Here is a 15,496-nt window from a genome sequence, read left to right as displayed (position 1 = left end):
TCCCATCCACTACCGTGTCTCCGGGCGCGCATCGCGGCCGGTCGGGCGCCCGCCATGATCGAATGTCGAGGACACACGTGCAGATCACGCCCCTGAACCCCGAGGACCCGCCCTCGATGGGCGACTTCGAACTGCTCGGCCGGATCGGCCAGGGCGGCATGGGCCAGGTCTACCTGGGGGAGTCGCCCGGCGGTGAGCCGGCCGCGGTGAAGGTGATCAAGCCGTCGGTGGTGGACTCCGAGTCCCGTCGCCGGTTCGCGCAGGAGATCGAGGTGCTCAAGACCATCTGGGGTCCGCGCCTCGCGGCGTTCCTCGGGGCCGACGCGGAGGCGGAGCAGCCGTGGCTGGCCACCGAGTACGTGGACGGCCCGGACCTCGCCCGCCACGTGGAGACGCACGGGCCGCTGCCGTCCGTCCTCGTCGCCGCTCTCGGTGCGGTCCTCGCCGAGGCGCTGTCGGCCGTGCACACGCAGGGTCTGCTGCACCGCGACCTCAAGCCGGCCAACGTCCTGCTCGGCCCGAACGGTCCGAAGATCATCGACTTCGGTCTGGCCGCCTTCACCGAGGCGAGCGTCTCCCTCACCGCTCCCCACCAGGTCGTCGGCACCCCGGTCTGCATGGCTCCCGAGCAGGCGGCCGGGGTGCGGCCGCTGACGGCGGCCGTGGACGTGTACGCGCTGGGCGCGCTGCTGCTCTTCGCCGCGACGGGTCACTACCCGCACGAGGCGGCCACCCCGTACATGGTGTTCCACCTGGTCACCAGTTCCGACACGGCGCCGGACCTGTCGGGTGCGCCCGGCGAGCTGGTGCCGCTGCTGACCGCCATGCTCGCCCACGACGCCGGGGACCGGCCCCCGCTGACCGACGTGGTGCGCCGGTGCCGCTCGGTGATCGAGGCCCAGGGCATGAGGATCGCCCAGGCGCGCCGCAGGCTCACCGCGCACACCGCGGGCCAGCGGAACGGGGCGGCGTCCGCCGTCGCTCCCCCCACCCTCCCCTGGCCCGCCCCCGTGAGCGACACCCCGGGCACCGAGATCACCCCGGCCGACCTGGACGCGCCGGCCCCGTCCGATCCCCCGGCGCCGGCCCCCACCGTGGCCGAGACCGTCCCCGGTCCCGCCGACCCGGCGGTGCGGGACTCCCCCGCCCCCGCGCCTCCCGCCCGGCCGGACCCCGCCGAGCCCTCCGACGCTGCCCGACGCGAGCAGCCGGGGCCGGGCCGGCCGCCCACGGCGTCCCGGCGGCCCGGGGAGGGAACGCGCACGCCGCGCCACTCCGTGCAGGCCCGCAGGACGGCGGAGCGCCTGCGCGCCGCGTACGCGGCGAAGGCCCCCTTCTGAGACCCGGACCCGGCCCGGCCCCACCGGGCCGCACGGCCCCTCCCCCCGCCCCGCGTCCCGGCGGCGCCCCGTCGGCCGCCCGGAACGGGACACACCCAGCAGCCCACCGACACGAGAGCCCAGGAGGCACCCGCGTGACCGCCGACTTGAGCACCGCCCCCGCGACGAGCGGCGAGGACGCCCTCTTCCCGCCGGGCGCCCAGGTCCTCGTACGGGACGAGGTGTGGCTGGTGCGCAACGCGACGCGGACCGAGCACGACGGGGTCCGGGTCGAGGCGGTGGGCGCGTCGGACTTCGTGCGCGACCAGGAGGCGGTGTTCTTCACCGCCCTGGACCGGGTCGAGCTGCTCGACCCCCGGCGGACCCGGCTGGTGCGGGACGACTCGCCGAACTTCCGCCGCTCGCGCCTGTTCCTGGAGGCGGTGCTGCGCAAGACGCCGCTGCCGCAGGCCGAGCGGGGCCTGGCGCTCGCGGACTCCTTCCTCCTGGACCCCCTCCCCTACCAGCAGCGTCCCGCGCAGCTCGCCCTGTCGGGCCGCAACCTGCGCCCCCGGATGCTCATCGCGGACGTCGTCGGCCTCGGCAAGACCCTGGAGATCGGCCTCACCCTCGCCGAGCTGATCCGCCGCGGCCGGGGCGAGCGCATCCTGGTCGTCACCCCGCAGCACGTGCTGGAGCAGTTCCAGCACGAGCTGTGGACGCGGTTCGCGATCCCGCTGGTGCGCCTGGACTCGGTGGGCATCGAGCGGATCCAGCGGGAGATCCCCGCGGGCCGCAACCCGTTCACCTACTTCAAGCGGGTCATCGTCTCCATCGACACCCTGAAGAACACCGACCAGTACAAGCACCACCTGGAGCGGATCACCTGGGACGCGGTCGTCATCGACGAGTCGCACAACCTCATCAACAAGGGGTCCCTGCGCAACCAGCTCGCCCGCACCCTGGCCCCGCACACGGACGCCCTGCTGCTGGCCTCCGCGACCCCGCACAACGGTGACGCCCGCTCCTTCGCCGAGCTGATCTCCCTGCTCGACCCGGCCGCGATCCGCGACCCGGAGCACTACCGCGCCGACGACATCAAGCACCTGTTCATCCGGCGCACCAAGGTCAGCCCCGAGGTGCGGGAGCAGATGAAGGGCCAGTGGGCGGACCGCGGCCCCTCCCGCTCGATCCGGGTGGCGGCCACGCCCGCCGAGGAGAGGATCTTCGAGGAGCTGGCCGCGGTCTGGCTGCCGTCCGACGGCTCGAAGTCGGTCAGCGACGTCCCCCTGTTCCCGTACACGCTGCTGAAGTCCTTCCTCTCCTCCCACGCGGCGCTGAAGGCCACGGTCAGCACGCGCATCAAGACGTTGGAGAAGAAGGACGACCCGGAGGCGACGGCCGCCGAGCGCGCGGCCCTGCACCGGCTGCTCGAGCTGGCGTCGGACATGACGGAGGCGGACTCCGGCAAGTTCGGGGCGCTGGTGGAGCAGTTGCGGGAGATCGGGGTCGGGCCGAAGTCCGACACCCGGGTGGTGGTGTTCTCCGAGCGGGTGCAGACCCTGGAGTGGCTGGCGCGGACCGTGCCGGCCGCCCTCGGCTTCAAGGGGAAGGCCGCCGAGCAGGCGGCCCGGGTCATGCACGGCGGCCTGTCCGACGAGCAGCAGATGCAGTGCGTGGAGGACTTCGGCCTCGCGGACACGCCCGTGCGGATCCTGTTCACCGGCGACGTCGCCTCCGAGGGCGTCAACCTGCACCGCCAGTGCCACCAGCTCGTCCACTACGACGTGCCCTGGTCGCTGATCCGCATCGAGCAGCGCAACGGCCGCATCGACCGCTACGGGCAGCCCCACCGGCCGCAGTTCCGGGCGCTGATCCTCACCAGCTCCGTCGACGGCGCCAAGGACGACACGCTCGTCTCGGAACGCCTGCTGGAGCGGGAGGCCCAGGCGCACCGGGCGCTGGGCACGGCGGAGGCGGTGTCCGGCCTGTACCGGGCGGAGGCCGAGGAGAAGTCCCTCATCCAGGACCTGCTGCGGGGCCGCACCGTGGACGAGTCCCTGGACACCGACCGCACCTCCGGCACCGGCGACGGCGTCGGCGTGGACGACTTCCTCGCCGACTTCTTCGGCGCCGTGAACGACGAACCGGAGGAGGACGCCGCCGACGGCGACGCGAGTGGCGGCGGGGCGGTGCCCCGGGCGGACGTGCCCCGGCTGTTCGGCTCCGCCCGCGAGTTCCTCGACGAGGCGCTGCGCGAGGTCTACCCGGACGCCCACGCCCGCCTGGACCTGTCCGTCGACCCCGAGCAGGGCCTGCTCTCCTTCGTCCCGCCCTCCGACCTGGTCCACCGCCTCAAGGCGCTGCCCCCGGACTACGTCCGCGAGCAGGGCCTGCGCGACCGTCTGAAGGTCACCTTCAACCGGCGGCTCGCCGACAGCAGCCTGGCGCGCGCCCGCGCCTCGGCGACGTCGAGCTGGCCCGACATCTCCCTGCTGACCGACCTGCACCCGGTCATGGAGTGGCTCACCGACAAGGTCCTGGTCCGCCTGGACCGCCAGGAGGCGCCGGTGCTGACCGCCGACGTGCAGCGGCCCACGTACCTGGTGCAGGGCATCTACTCCAACGCGCTCGGCCGCCCGACCGTCGTCAAGTGGATGGCGGTCACCGAGGACGGCGAGGTCGACGACGACATGGTGGCGGTGCTGCGCCGCGCCCAGGTCGGTCCGACGATGGCGAACCCGGGCCTCGCCCACGACACGGCCGGCCTCGCCGAGGCGATCCCCGCCGTCCTGGACACCGCGGAGGCGTTCCTGGAGCTCCGCCGCGAGGCGTGGGACGAACCGCTGCGGACGCCCATCGAGGAGTACAAGGCCCGTCTGGGCGCGTGGGAGCAGCCGACGCTGACCGGCGGCGCCTCACCCACCCACACCCGCGAACGCCTCGCCTCCCTCGCGGACTCCCTCCTCACCACCGGCCGCCCGATGCTGCGCCTGCTCGCCGTGCTGGCGCCCACCACGACCCACGCCGCCTGACCGCACCCCCGCAGAGGTTCTCGAAGATGACGTACGACAGCCTGGTCAACCGTGGCGACTACTTCTCCGCGCACTACCTCGCCGAGGTCCTCCCCAAGGACCTCAAGTCCGGCCTGCTCGCCGAGTGGAAACAGCGCGAGGAGGACGCCGCCGGCACCGAGCGGCCCGAGGGCGCCCTGCCGGTCACCCCGCGCGCGGGCCTGCGGGCGCTGCGCCGCCCCTACTTCGCGGCCCGCTCCTACTTCACGATGGACGAGGAACGGGCGGCGACCGGCGACGACGCCGTGACGTACGACGCGCCCGGGTGGCGCGACCGCGTCCGCGCGCTCAACGCGCAGGTGCTGCACGCCCTCGGCTTCGACGCCAAGCCGGGCACGCTCACCGTCGTGCGCGCCGACCAGTCCCACGAGGTGACCGTCGCGCACGCGGAGAAGGACCTCGTCGCCCTGGACTGCGGCTGGTCCGCCGAGCCGGACGACGCCCTGGACCCCGACGGCGCCGGACGCCTCCTGGACGAGCTGCGCCTGGACGGCCAGCACACCGTCACCACCGGTTCCAAGCTGGCCTCCTTCCTGTTCGCCTGCGAGGACGCCCCGCGCTACGTGCTGCTGCTGGTCGGCGGCGTCGTCGTGCTCGCCGACCGGGCCGCCTGGGGCGAGGGCCGCTACCTGGCGGTGTCGCTGGACCGGGTGCTGGAGCGCAACGACACCAAGGCGGGCGGCGAGATCGACACGGTGGCCGCCCTGTTCGGCGCCGACTCGCTGCGCACCCCGGAGGAGGGCGGCGAGAACCCCCTCGCCACGCTCCTCGACAAGTCGACCAAGCACGCGGTGGGCGTCTCCGGCGAGCTGCGCGACGGCCTGCGGCTGAGCGTGGAGCTGATCGCCAACGAGGTCCTGGACCGCATCCGCGAGGCCGGCGTCCGCCCGGAGCAGGTCAAGGAACTCCCCGAGCTGGGCCGCCAGCTGACCCGCGAGTCGCTGCGCTACCTGTACCGGATCCTGTTCCTCCTGTACGCCGAGGCCCGCCCCGAACTGGGCATCCTGCCCTCGGACTACCCCGAGTACCAGCAGGGCTACGGCCTCGGCCGCCTCGGCGAACTGATCGCCGAACGCGACCTGGTCGACGAGAAGTCCCGCAAGGGCTTCTACCTCTACGAGTCCCTGGACCTGCTGTTCCGCAAGGTGCAGGAGGGCCACCGCCCGCGCCGCACCCACGGCGCGGACGCGGAGGCCGCCGACGCCGTGGGCGCGAAGACGTCGGAGGACGTCGGCCTGCGCTTCGAGCCGCTGCACTCCAAGCTGTTCGAGCCGGACGCGATCGAGCTGATCGGCCGGGGCGTCGTCCCCGACCCGCGCGTCGACACCGACGCCGAGGCCGCCGGCGGCGACTGCGAGGGCGGGGAGCGGTTCCTGGACACCCGGCTGCGCAACGAGACGCTGTACCGGGTGCTGCGCCTGCTGATGCTCACCCGCGGCAAGAAGCGCGAGCGCGGCGGCTTCATCTCCTACGCCCAGCTCGGCATCAACCAGCTCGGCGCGGTGTACGAGGGCCTGATGTCGTACTCGGGCTTCGTCGCGGGCGAGGAGCTGTACGAGGTCGCCAAAAACGGCGACCCCAAGGACGGCTCCTGGCTCGTCCCGGCGACCAAGGCCGATGAGTACCCCGACAGCGTGTTCGTCCGGCACAGGGACGAGGACACCGGCGAGGAGCGGCGCGTGCGGTACGCGCCGGGCGCGTTCGTGTACCGCCTGTCGGGGCGTGACCGACAGACGTCGGCCTCCTACTACACCCCGGAGTCGCTGACCCGGGTGACGGTCCAGCTCGCCCTGCAGCACCGCCTGGACCAGGACGACACCGTCACCGAGGCGCGCGAACTCCTGGAGTGGAAGATCTGCGAGCCGGCGCTCGGCTCGGGCGCGTTCCTCAACGAGGCGATCAACCAGGTCGCCGCCGAGTACCTGCGACGGCGCCAGGACGAACTCGGCACCGCCATCGACACCGAGAAGTACGCGGTCGAGCTCCAGAAGGCCAAGGCGTACATCGCCCTGCACAACTCCTACGGCGTCGACCTCAACGACACCGCCGTGGAACTGGCGGAGGTGTCGCTGTGGCTCAACACGATGCATCCGGGGATGGAAGCACCGTGGTTCGGACTGCACCTGCGGCGCGGCAACTCCCTCATCGGCGGCCGGCGTGAGGTCTACCCGGCGGAGAAGCTGAAGAAGGGCGGCTGGCTGGGCACCACCCCGGAACGCTTCCCGCTGTCGGAGGCGCTGGCGGGCACCCCGCTGCCGGAGGGCGCGGTGCACCACTTCCTGCTCCCGGCGAAGGAGTGGGGCGCGGTCGCGGCCGAGAAGGAGGCCAAGGCGCTGGCCCCAGCGGAGGCGAAGGCGCTGGCCGCCTGGCGGAAGGCGATCACCAAGTCGCCCAACGCCACGCAGACCAAGCGGTTGCAGGGTCTCGCGCGGCGGGCGGAGTACCTGTGGGGGCTGGTCGTGCGCCGGCTGGAGATCTCCGAGCGGGAGATCTCGCGGCGGATCGACGTGTGGGGCGCGGAGGACGGCTGGCTGCGCTCGCCCGAGGTCGCGGTGCCGAGGGAGAAGGTCAAGGCCGACCTGGAGGCGGTCGACACCCCGTACTGGCGCCTGAAGACGCTGATGGACGCGTGGTGCGCGCTGTGGTTCTGGCCGGTGCAGAGCGCTGCGCTGCTGGACGGCACGCACGCGTCGTACGCGCGGGCGGCGGAGGTCGCCTCGCAGTCGGCGGGGTGGACCGTGACGGCGGCTCCGGTCCCGGCCCAGTCGGGTGCGCCCGCGCGGGAGACGTACGAGTCGGAGGACCTGTTCGGTGACGTCCAGGTCGTCGAGGTCAAGTCCAAGGCCGCGCGGGGCGGCAGCCGCAAGGAGCAGATCCGGGGCGAGCGCCGCCCGGTGATCCCGCTGGCCTCGCTGGACGACTGGCTGGACTTCGCCGAGTCGCTGCTCGGCACGCAGGACGTGGCCGCGGACTCGCTGGTGGCCCAGTTCGACACGCTGGACGCACTGGAGCGGTACGAGGACGAGCTGCCCGAGTGGATGGGCATGGAGCGGTTCACCTCGCTGGAGTCGCGGTATCCGTGGGCGGCGGTCGCAAGGGACGTGGCTGAGCGGCAGGGGTTCTTCCACTGGGAGTTGGAGTTCGGGCAGGTCTTCGGTGTGCGGGGCGGCTTTGATCTACAGGTTGGGAATCCGCCTTGGGTGCGGCCGCGGTGGCAGGAAGACCAGATTTTGGCGGAACTGGACCCGTGGTTCATGTTGGCGCATAAACCTAGTGCGGAGGAATGGCGCCTCCGCAAAGAAGAAGCACTGGGGAGGCGTACGCAAGCCTTCTTCATCGGCGAGTTGGCCACTCATGCTGGAGCCGTTGCCGTGCTAGGTAGCCCAGCCACATATCCACTCCTACTCGGCACACAAGGCGATTTGTACCGGGCGTTCATGGCGCAGGTATGGCAGCACATCGCACCGCGCGGCAGCGCGGGCATGATCCATCCGGACACGCACTTTGGTGGCGTACGCGAAGGTGTTATTCGAGCTGCCGCGTACCGACACCTCCGGGTTCATGCTCACTTTGTAAATTCATCTAACTGGGCTTTTGACGACCTGAACCGGTCAGCAGAATTCGGCATGCACATCTACGGGACACCACAGGATCCTAACTTCCTTCATGTTAGCGAGCTACGCGGGGCCGAAGTCCTGACCAATTCATTGACGCACGACGGACGAGGCGCGGCGCCTGGTATCAAGCACAATGGATCGTGGGACATAAGGCCGCACCGGGAGCGCGTGGTCCATGTGAACACTGCTCTTCTCACCAGTTGGCAAGCCCTAAGGGCTTCAGCAGGTGAAGTGACGCAGACTCCTTTGCTATACCCAGTCCTCGTTGGCGAACAAGGAGCAATCGAGGCGCTGGCTAGCTACGGAAGCACTCTGGCCGACTACAGACCGATGATTACGAGAGGGTATGACGAAGCAAACGCAAAGAAGGAAGGGCTGATCCGCTGGGGTAACCAGACCGTCCCAGAACTAGCAGACGTCATCATCCAAGGGCCCCATTTCGCGTCGGCCCTTCCATTCTCCAAAGAGCCGCGAATTCCATGTCGGAGCAACAGGGACTGGGATTTGCTTGCACCTACACAACTTCCCGAGAAGTATGCCCCTGTAACCAATTATGTACGGGCTACCGACGAGGATAGATTCTTCGCAGCCCAAGACTCCTGGCTTGGAAAGCCATTCACCAGTTTCTTCAGGCTAGCTTGGCGGGCTATGATCCCCTTCGATAGTAGCCGTTGCTTGCACGCCGCTCTTATTCCTCCTGGCCCTGCACACGTCCATACCGTGCACTCGACGGCCCTGACAGACCAGCGTCTCACCGCTCTTAACGCAGGATTTTGGGCCTCGCTGCCCCTCGACTACGTACTACGCATCATTGGCCGCCCGATTCTCCAGGTCGCCGAGGCTCTAAAAATGCCAGCCCCCACGCCAAATCACCCTCTCGCCCCCTCTCTACTCCTACGTACCCTCCGCTTGAATGCCCTCACCGCTCATTACGCTCCTATCTGGGAAGACCTATTCGACCCTCAATGGGCGGGCTATGAGGATTGGGCCAACCCCCAATGGCCCCGCATCAAGCCCTTGGCCGCCAATCTCAACTCGACTTGGGAGTACTCAACCCCGCTTCGCACGGAGTACGAGCGCCGCGCCGCGCTTGTCGAACTGGACGCCCTCGTTGCCGTCTGGCTCGGCATCACCGCCGACCAGCTCGCCGCAATTTTCAAGTCGCGCTACCCGCAGCTGTACGACTACGAGTCTGCGACCTACTTCGACGCCAACGGACGCAAGATTGCCGCAGACTTCAACACCTACGGCCACGGCCAGACCAAGCAGGACTACATCGACCTCATGGCCCACTTGGAAAACCCGGAGACCACTCCGCCTCCGGCTGGCTATACCGCTCCCTTCTATAAGGCTGACCGTGAGGCCGAGATGCGCGCTGCGCACGCCCACTTCCAAGCTCGCTTGGACCAGGAGATCGCCGCTGGCCGCTGGACTCCGCCTGGGAGCCGCAAGGCGTGAGTGCCGCTTCTCATAGCGAAGGTGGGCGCTTCCCCTGGGGAAGCGCCCACCTCGCGAGCCGTCGTATGTTTCCGTTCAACCGGCTATGGATGGTCGACTCATGACGGCAACAAGCTCACATCGCCGCAAGCAACGCTGACCACGCCGTCAAGCCGACCTGCAGCACAGGCCCACCCTGCGCTACCTGCTTCGAGTCACGCACGTGAACAGCGGTAACCTCCACAGCAACCTCAACGCACTCGCCGCCCGCGCCGCTGCTGTAGCTACTCGTAAGCCAGCACAGTTCCGAGCGGGGCTGGAGGCTCGCGTCTTCCGTGTTCATAGGTCTCCCAACAGCTTCTGAACGAAGGCCAGTGACTCCGAGGGCGTAAGGCCCTGGGCTCGCAGGATGCCGTACCGCTCTTCGAACCCCCGGACCACCGGCCGCTCACTGTAGAGGTGGCTGTGCTCGTTCACCTCCACATAGGCGATCCTCTGCGCCTTGCTCGTCTCCATCAAGGTGAACGGTCCACCCATCCCGGCATGTTGACGCCGGTCAGTCGGCATGACCTGAATCTCGACGTTGCGCTGCTGGCCGTAGAGGAGGATCTGCTCCAACTGGGCTCGCATCACCGCGCTCCCTCCCAGCGGCCGACGCAGCGTGCTCTCCTCGATGACGAAGCTGATCGTCGGCATGGGCCTGCGTGAGAACAACTCCTGGCGGGCCAACCGGGCGGCTACGCGCTGATTCACGGTCTCCTCGTCCAGCAGGGGGCGCCACATCTCGAACACGACCCGCGCATACTCCTCGACCTGCAACAACCCCGGCACGGCCTGGTTGGCATACACATGCAGCTCAACCGCCTCCGCCTCCATCTTCGCCGCATCCCGGAAGAACGCCGGGTACCGCGCCCGCGCCACCTCCTCCTTCATCACCGTCAGCAGGCCGCCGGCCTCCAGCACCGCGTCCGCCCGCTCGATGAACTCCGACCTGGGAATGCGCCGCCCCAGCTCCACCGACGTCACCATGTCCTCGCCGTACCCGAGCTTCGCGCCCAACTCCGCCCGCGTCAGCCCCCTGCTCGTCCGCAGCAACCGCACCTGCTGCCCGAAGCACCGCAGGATGCCCGTCTCACCCTCACTACCCTGAGCCGTCACCGGTGACCACCTCACCCACCCGCACAGTGGCGCCCACCCCTCGACCCACCGCAGGCACCACACCCATCCGTCACTAACGGATCACCCTAGAGACACGCACCGTAGCTTTCGCGCCGCTTCGGCCTGCTTCCCCCGTACCGGGGACGAGCCCTCACCCTCCCCTGAGACGTCGTTCCCGTCGCTGCTGATGGTCCCCGCCAAGGGCCGCCCGGCATCCGTCGGTCGCAGGTGGGACGAGCCTGCACGGCTCGGCTGACGCGGAGGCCCGCACGCGTCCTCAGCCGACCTCCCGCACGCGTGCGGCGGTCCGCTCGGCGAGCTCGCGGACGCCCTTGGCGGCGTTGTCCGAGAGCTCGCCGAGTACGGCGTCGGCGGCGGTGAGGAGGGCGCGGGCCTCCTCGGGGCGGCCCGCGTCGGCCAGGGCGAGGGTGAGCCGGTAGTGCTCCTCGGCGATGAAGCAGCCGAGGTTGATCCGCCGCCAGTGGCGCAGCGAGTCGTCGCCCGGGGTGGCCAGGGCCTCGCGCACGGCGGCCAGGCTGTCCACCGCCTGCGGCAGCCGGCCCGCCTTCCGCTCCAGGCGGGCGAGGGTGCGTCGGGCCGAGGCCCGGTCCCATGCCGTCTCCTGGAGGGCGGCGTACAGGCGTTGGGCCCGCAGCGCCTGGGGGAGGTCGCCGAGTTCCTCGAAGTCCCGGGCGAGCCCGCTCAGCGGAGCCGTGGCCAGGGTGTGGGGCGCCCCGGGGCGGCGGAGTCTGCTCTGGTCCATGACGATGCCGTCGAGTTCGCGGATCAGCGTCACCCGCGCGAGCTCCGTCATCCCCTGGTCCCGCGCCAGGTCGGTCCAGGTGGAGACCGGCTCGTCCGACGGGTCCGTCCCGAACACCGACGCGTCGAGCTCCCGCGCCCACCGTCGCAGCTCGTCCGCGCTCGCCCCCGGTTCCGGCACACCGCCCAGGCCGCACGCCGTGTCGAAGTCCGTCTCCCGGACCTCGAGCAGCAGCGGCAGATCCCCGGTGTCCCCGTGCAGCCCCACCAGCACGGCCGCGAGCCGCAGTTCGTCCGTCATCGAGGACCGTGTCTCGTGCCGCAGCAGGTGCCGCAGCAGGTGCCGCAGCAGCTCCAGGTCGCCCTCGGCACGGTCGAACTGCGCGGCCCGCAGGGTGATCCGGCGCCGGACCGGGTCCTCGGCGACTTCGCGCCATGCCGTGCGGTCGCCCTCCCGTAGGCGGGCGAGATCGGCGCGGCCCGCCGCGAGCACCGTCTCCCACAGCGGGGGACCGTCCGGGCCCAGCCGGTCGTAGGCGCACCCCTCGTCCGCGTTGAGCAGGACGAAGTCCGGCTCGGTGCGCAGCAGCGCGGCACGCAGTCTGCCCACCAGCTCGACCGGGGAGCGTTCCGGGAAGCCCAGCGCCGCACGGAGTTCGGCCCGCTCCTCGTCGATCCCGTAGTACTCGCTGATCTCGTCCTCGGTCTCCGCGACGCACGCCAGGATCTTCTCCTCGCCGTCCTCCGGCGACAGGTGTGTGTAGTCGCGCCAGCCGGGCAGGCCGATCACGAGCTCCAGGGCCTCGTCGACACTGGAGCCGATGATCCCCGCGGTGCCCTCCGAGTCGGCGTAGAGCACCGAGCCGTCCGCGCACACGAAGTACGTGCCGCCGGTGTCGTCCCCGGCCACCGTCTCCAGCGGCCCGCCCGAGGCGAGGCGGACCTCCTCGACATGGCCGTGGGCGGCGCGGTCGAGGTCGAAGCCGAAGGGGAAGGCGGCCAGGTCGGTCAGGCGGCGGTCCTGCCGCAGCAGCCGTAGCGCGTGATCGGTCATGTCGCGGAAAGTAACACTGTCCGGGGCCGGTACCGCCTTCACGGCCAGGGCGGCCGGCGCGCGCAGGGCGCGGCCTCGGACGCCGGCCCATGGGCCGGCCTGGACGATTCCGGCGTAGGCCTGCGGGTCGGGGTGTTCGGTCGGCGCCTTCCACCGACGCAGGGCGTCCATGGCGCCGTACGGCCAGGAAGCCTCGTCCTGGTCGGCGAGAGGGTCGTCATCCGTCGCAGCAGGAGATCCTGGCGCACCAGGATTCCGGTTCCGTCCTGCGGTTCATGTCCGGTCAGGCGAGGGGCATGCGCTCGCCCGCGCCCCGGGAGCGGGGATGACCCTGCTCGCAAGCCGGCCAGGCGGCGTACTCGGACGCGACCGCACCCTCGGTACAGGACCCGAGCCGGACAGTCGAGCGCTCCTGACGCCTCACCAACTCGGTGCGGACCCAGGCACCTTGCCCGATGACGGGAGTGGTTGACTTGCTGCCGGTTCCCGTGCCGGGATCGCCCGCCCGTAGACCGAAGGAAGCCGTTTCGATGACCGCGTCCGCTCCCCTGCCGCCCCCTCCCTCCCACCCGCCGACCCCCGCCACCGGTCGTCGCGCTCCCTCCCGGTGGATCGTGCCGTGCGTGGCGGCCGTCGTCGCCGCCGGTGCGGGCATGGGCATCGGCTGGCTCCTGTGGTCCGGCCCGGACAGCGCGGCGTCCGGGACCGGCGTCAACAACGCTGCAGCCGATGCGGTGGGTGCCTGCCAAGCGTGGAAGCGTGTTCCGTCGCTCGGTTCGATATACGACAACGACGACAAGGACGACAGGATGGCCCACTACGAGCGCGCCGTCGGTGCTGCCACTCTGGCCCAGTCCGCTGCCCGGCTGGACAACCGCTACGACGCTCTCGGCAAGGCCTTCCAGAACGTCAGCGTGCGCCTGCAGACCTACGACATGAGGGGCGCCGAAGCGGAGGCGGCCCACGAGAAGGTGACCACCCTCTGCGCCGAGCTGGACGACTGAGAACCGAACGTCACCCGCCCACCCCGCCGGTGGCGAACCGGCTGCGCTTCCGGGTTCCTCGACGTCGACGGCGTCCTCGTCGTAGCCGACCGCACCGGTGGTCGGGGCAGCCCTTCCCGGGCGGCCGCGGACCGGGGCCGGCGCAACCTCGGAATCCGTCCGCCCGGGGATTCCGGAACGCCGGTGGGCGGACGGCGTCGCGGGGGAGGATGGCCGGCATGACGGCTGAAGGCTCCTCCATCGACTCCACCAGGCCCAGCATCGCCCGCGTCTACGACTACCTGCTCGGCGGCAAGGACAACTACGCCGTGGACCGGGAGGTCGGCGACGTGTTCTTGCGGGACCTCCCCGGTTCGGTGGCCATCGCCTTCGCCAACCGCGCGGCCCTGACGCGGGCGATCGCGCAGATCGTGACGACCACCGGCGTGCGGCAGTTCGTCGACCTGGGCAGCGGTCTGCCGACCGCCGACAACGTCCACCAGGTCGCGCAGCGGCACGCCCCGGAGTCCCGGATCGTGTACGTCGACCACGACCCCCAGGTGCTGGTCCACGGTTGCGCGCTGCTGGAGCAGAACGACCGGACCCGGGTCGTCCGGGCCGACGTCCGCGATCCCGAGGGCGTCCGCACCCACCCGGACACCCTGGAACTGATCGACTTCGACCGCCCCGTCGCCGTCATCTTCAGCGCCGTCCTCCACCACGTCAACGACGAGGAGGATCCGGCCGGGATCGTCCGCCACTGGCGCGACCACGTGCCCTCCGGGAGCCACTTCTTCGTCAGCCACTTCCGTTCCGGCGACAACCCGGAGACCGCGGAGGCCGAGCGGGTCCTCCAGCAGACCTTCGGCCGCGGCCGGTGGCGCACCGACGAGGAGATCGCCTCCCTGCTGGACGGCCTGGAGATCCTCGACCCCGGGATCGTCCCCGCGCCCCTGTGGCGTCCCGACACGGGCGCCAACCCGTGGAGCGCCGGCGGCGCGGAACGGGAGCTCAGCGTCTGGGAGCGTCTCATCGTCGCCGGGCTGGCCCGGAAGGCGTAGTGGCCCCCGGCGAGCGACGGTCCATGAGGGCTGGACCCGGGTGGGGCCGACAGGGGCGGGACAAGGGAGCCGGGCTCTCGACGGCACCAAAAGGGTTAATATCGCCTGAGTCTCGGCGGGGGGAGCGTTGTGGCAGGCACATCCGATGATCATTCCGCTGCCAAGGTGTGGGCACTGATCGGCGGAATCGCATCCGTGCTGTCGATCCTGGCCTGGCTGGGGGTGAGCAACGCGGCGGAGCTGAAGGACCTGTTGGCCGGCTCTCCCCCGCCCAGTTCCAGCCCGACCCCGTACACGCCCTCGCCGACCGTCCGCACCCCCGATGACCCTGGCACCAGTAAGGGGAGCACTGCCGAGTCCGCCACCGGGCCGTCGACACCCTCTCCGGACCCCACCGAAGAGGCGTTCGAAGCCATCTCGGCCGGCGACTGCCTGGCGGTCTACGACACGGGCCGCGGGGGCACCGCCGGCATCGACTGGAGCGTCGATGTTCCGCCGGACCCCGTGTCCTGCGCCGGCGAGCAGGCGCAGGTCCAGGTGACCGCCACCGACACGGACTGCCCCACCGGCTATGGGAAGTCGTACTGGAGTTACCACTCCTCCACCACCGGCGACACCACGAAGCTCTGCCTCAGCCGTATCTACCACACCAACTATTGCCTGCTCGGGCAGCAGTCCGGCGACTCGATCTCCCTCGGCCTGATGACGGCCGTGGCCTGCCGGCGCGAGCCGGTACCCGTCCCGTACAACCAGATCATGCACATCACCGGCGTCTACCGCGCCCCGGCGGGCGCCGACGCGAACAACTGCCGTCGGGTGACAGGCGACCAGACGCGCTACTGGGCCGCCCTGGTGGACGACGGCGCCACGCTGCTGTGCACCACGATCTACCAGGGCGGCTGATTGACAGCTCAGCGCCCCCCAGCCACCCGAGTACGCTCGTGAGAGGGCTGGTTCGGACCCGCCCGCGTCGTCGTGACGGCCGTCGGGCCCGGCCCGCCGAAACGGGCGGCGTTGTCACCCGAAAGCCC

General features: G+C 70.6%; 9 protein-coding genes. 6 read left to right on the top strand and 3 right to left on the bottom strand.

Features of this window, described 5'->3' with window-relative positions:
- The first annotated feature begins 77 nt into the window (after positions 1–77).
- The 3 genes from GL259_RS32310 (at position 78) to GL259_RS32300 (ending at position 9,468) form a co-directional block, all read left to right on the top strand.
- Positions 78–1,340: a serine/threonine-protein kinase gene (locus tag GL259_RS32310; RefSeq protein WP_159536804.1), complete on the top strand. Its 1,263-nt coding sequence runs from the start codon at positions 78–80 to the stop codon at positions 1,338–1,340.
- A gap of 134 nt (positions 1,341–1,474) precedes the next feature.
- A complete protein-coding gene (locus GL259_RS32305; RefSeq protein WP_159536803.1) occupies positions 1,475–4,354 on the top strand; it encodes a DEAD/DEAH box helicase in 2,880 nt (959 codons plus the stop codon).
- A gap of 26 nt (positions 4,355–4,380) precedes the next feature.
- Positions 4,381–9,468, top strand: a complete 5,088-nt coding sequence (locus GL259_RS32300; protein WP_159536802.1) for a class I SAM-dependent DNA methyltransferase — start codon at positions 4,381–4,383, stop codon at positions 9,466–9,468.
- Between the two features lie 115 nt (positions 9,469–9,583).
- Here GL259_RS32300 and GL259_RS32295 read toward each other — a convergent pair whose 3' ends face one another.
- From GL259_RS32295 to GL259_RS32285, 3 genes are all read right to left on the bottom strand, one after another.
- The gene (locus GL259_RS32295) at positions 9,584–9,790 is read right to left on the bottom strand and encodes a DUF397 domain-containing protein (protein ID WP_159536801.1); all 207 of its coding nucleotides are present in this window, start codon (positions 9,788–9,790) and stop codon (positions 9,584–9,586) included.
- The gene (locus GL259_RS32290; protein ID WP_159536800.1) at positions 9,787–10,605 is read right to left on the bottom strand and encodes a helix-turn-helix transcriptional regulator; all 819 of its coding nucleotides are present in this window, start codon (positions 10,603–10,605) and stop codon (positions 9,787–9,789) included. Before GL259_RS32290 ends, GL259_RS32295 begins: the two co-directional genes overlap by 4 nt.
- Positions 10,606–10,882: 277 nt before the next feature.
- Positions 10,883–12,421: a hypothetical protein gene (locus tag GL259_RS32285; RefSeq protein ID WP_159536799.1), complete on the bottom strand. Its 1,539-nt coding sequence runs from the start codon at positions 12,419–12,421 to the stop codon at positions 10,883–10,885.
- A 530-nt stretch (positions 12,422–12,951) separates the two neighbouring features.
- Between GL259_RS32285 and GL259_RS32280 the strand changes: the two genes are divergently transcribed.
- The 3 genes from GL259_RS32280 (at position 12,952) to GL259_RS32270 (ending at position 15,368) form a co-directional block, all read left to right on the top strand.
- Entirely contained in the window at positions 12,952–13,425 is a 474-nt protein-coding gene (locus GL259_RS32280) for a hypothetical protein (RefSeq protein WP_159536798.1), read from the top strand.
- A gap of 209 nt (positions 13,426–13,634) precedes the next feature.
- Positions 13,635–14,465: an SAM-dependent methyltransferase gene (locus tag GL259_RS32275; RefSeq protein ID WP_159536797.1), complete on the top strand. Its 831-nt coding sequence runs from the start codon at positions 13,635–13,637 to the stop codon at positions 14,463–14,465.
- A 165-nt stretch (positions 14,466–14,630) separates the two neighbouring features.
- Positions 14,631–15,368 (top strand): hypothetical protein, encoded by a 738-nt coding sequence (locus tag GL259_RS32270; RefSeq protein ID WP_159536796.1) that lies wholly within the window; start codon positions 14,631–14,633, stop codon positions 15,366–15,368.
- Positions 15,369–15,496: the final 128 nt, after the last annotated feature.

Source organism: Streptomyces sp. Tu 3180, assembly GCF_009852415.1.
In the GTDB taxonomy this organism is placed as follows: Bacteria; Actinomycetota; Actinomycetes; order Streptomycetales; family Streptomycetaceae; genus Streptomyces.
The sequence above is the reverse complement of the archived record's forward strand: the minus strand, read 5'-3'. Positions and strand labels throughout refer to the sequence as shown.

Excerpts from the sequence above, each read along its gene's own strand:
- GL259_RS32280 (WP_159536798.1), top strand. The coding sequence starts at position 12,952 with ATGACCGCGTCCGCTCCCCTGCCGCCCCCTCCCTCCCACCCGCCGACC.
- GL259_RS32295 (WP_159536801.1), bottom strand. The coding sequence starts at position 9,790 with ATGAACACGGAAGACGCGAGCCTCCAGCCCCGCTCGGAACTGTGCTGG.
- GL259_RS32285 (WP_159536799.1), bottom strand. The coding sequence starts at position 12,421 with ATGACCGATCACGCGCTACGGCTGCTGCGGCAGGACCGCCGCCTGACC.
- GL259_RS32275 (WP_159536797.1), top strand. The coding sequence starts at position 13,635 with ATGGCCGGCATGACGGCTGAAGGCTCCTCCATCGACTCCACCAGGCCC.
- GL259_RS32300 (WP_159536802.1), top strand. The coding sequence starts at position 4,381 with ATGACGTACGACAGCCTGGTCAACCGTGGCGACTACTTCTCCGCGCAC.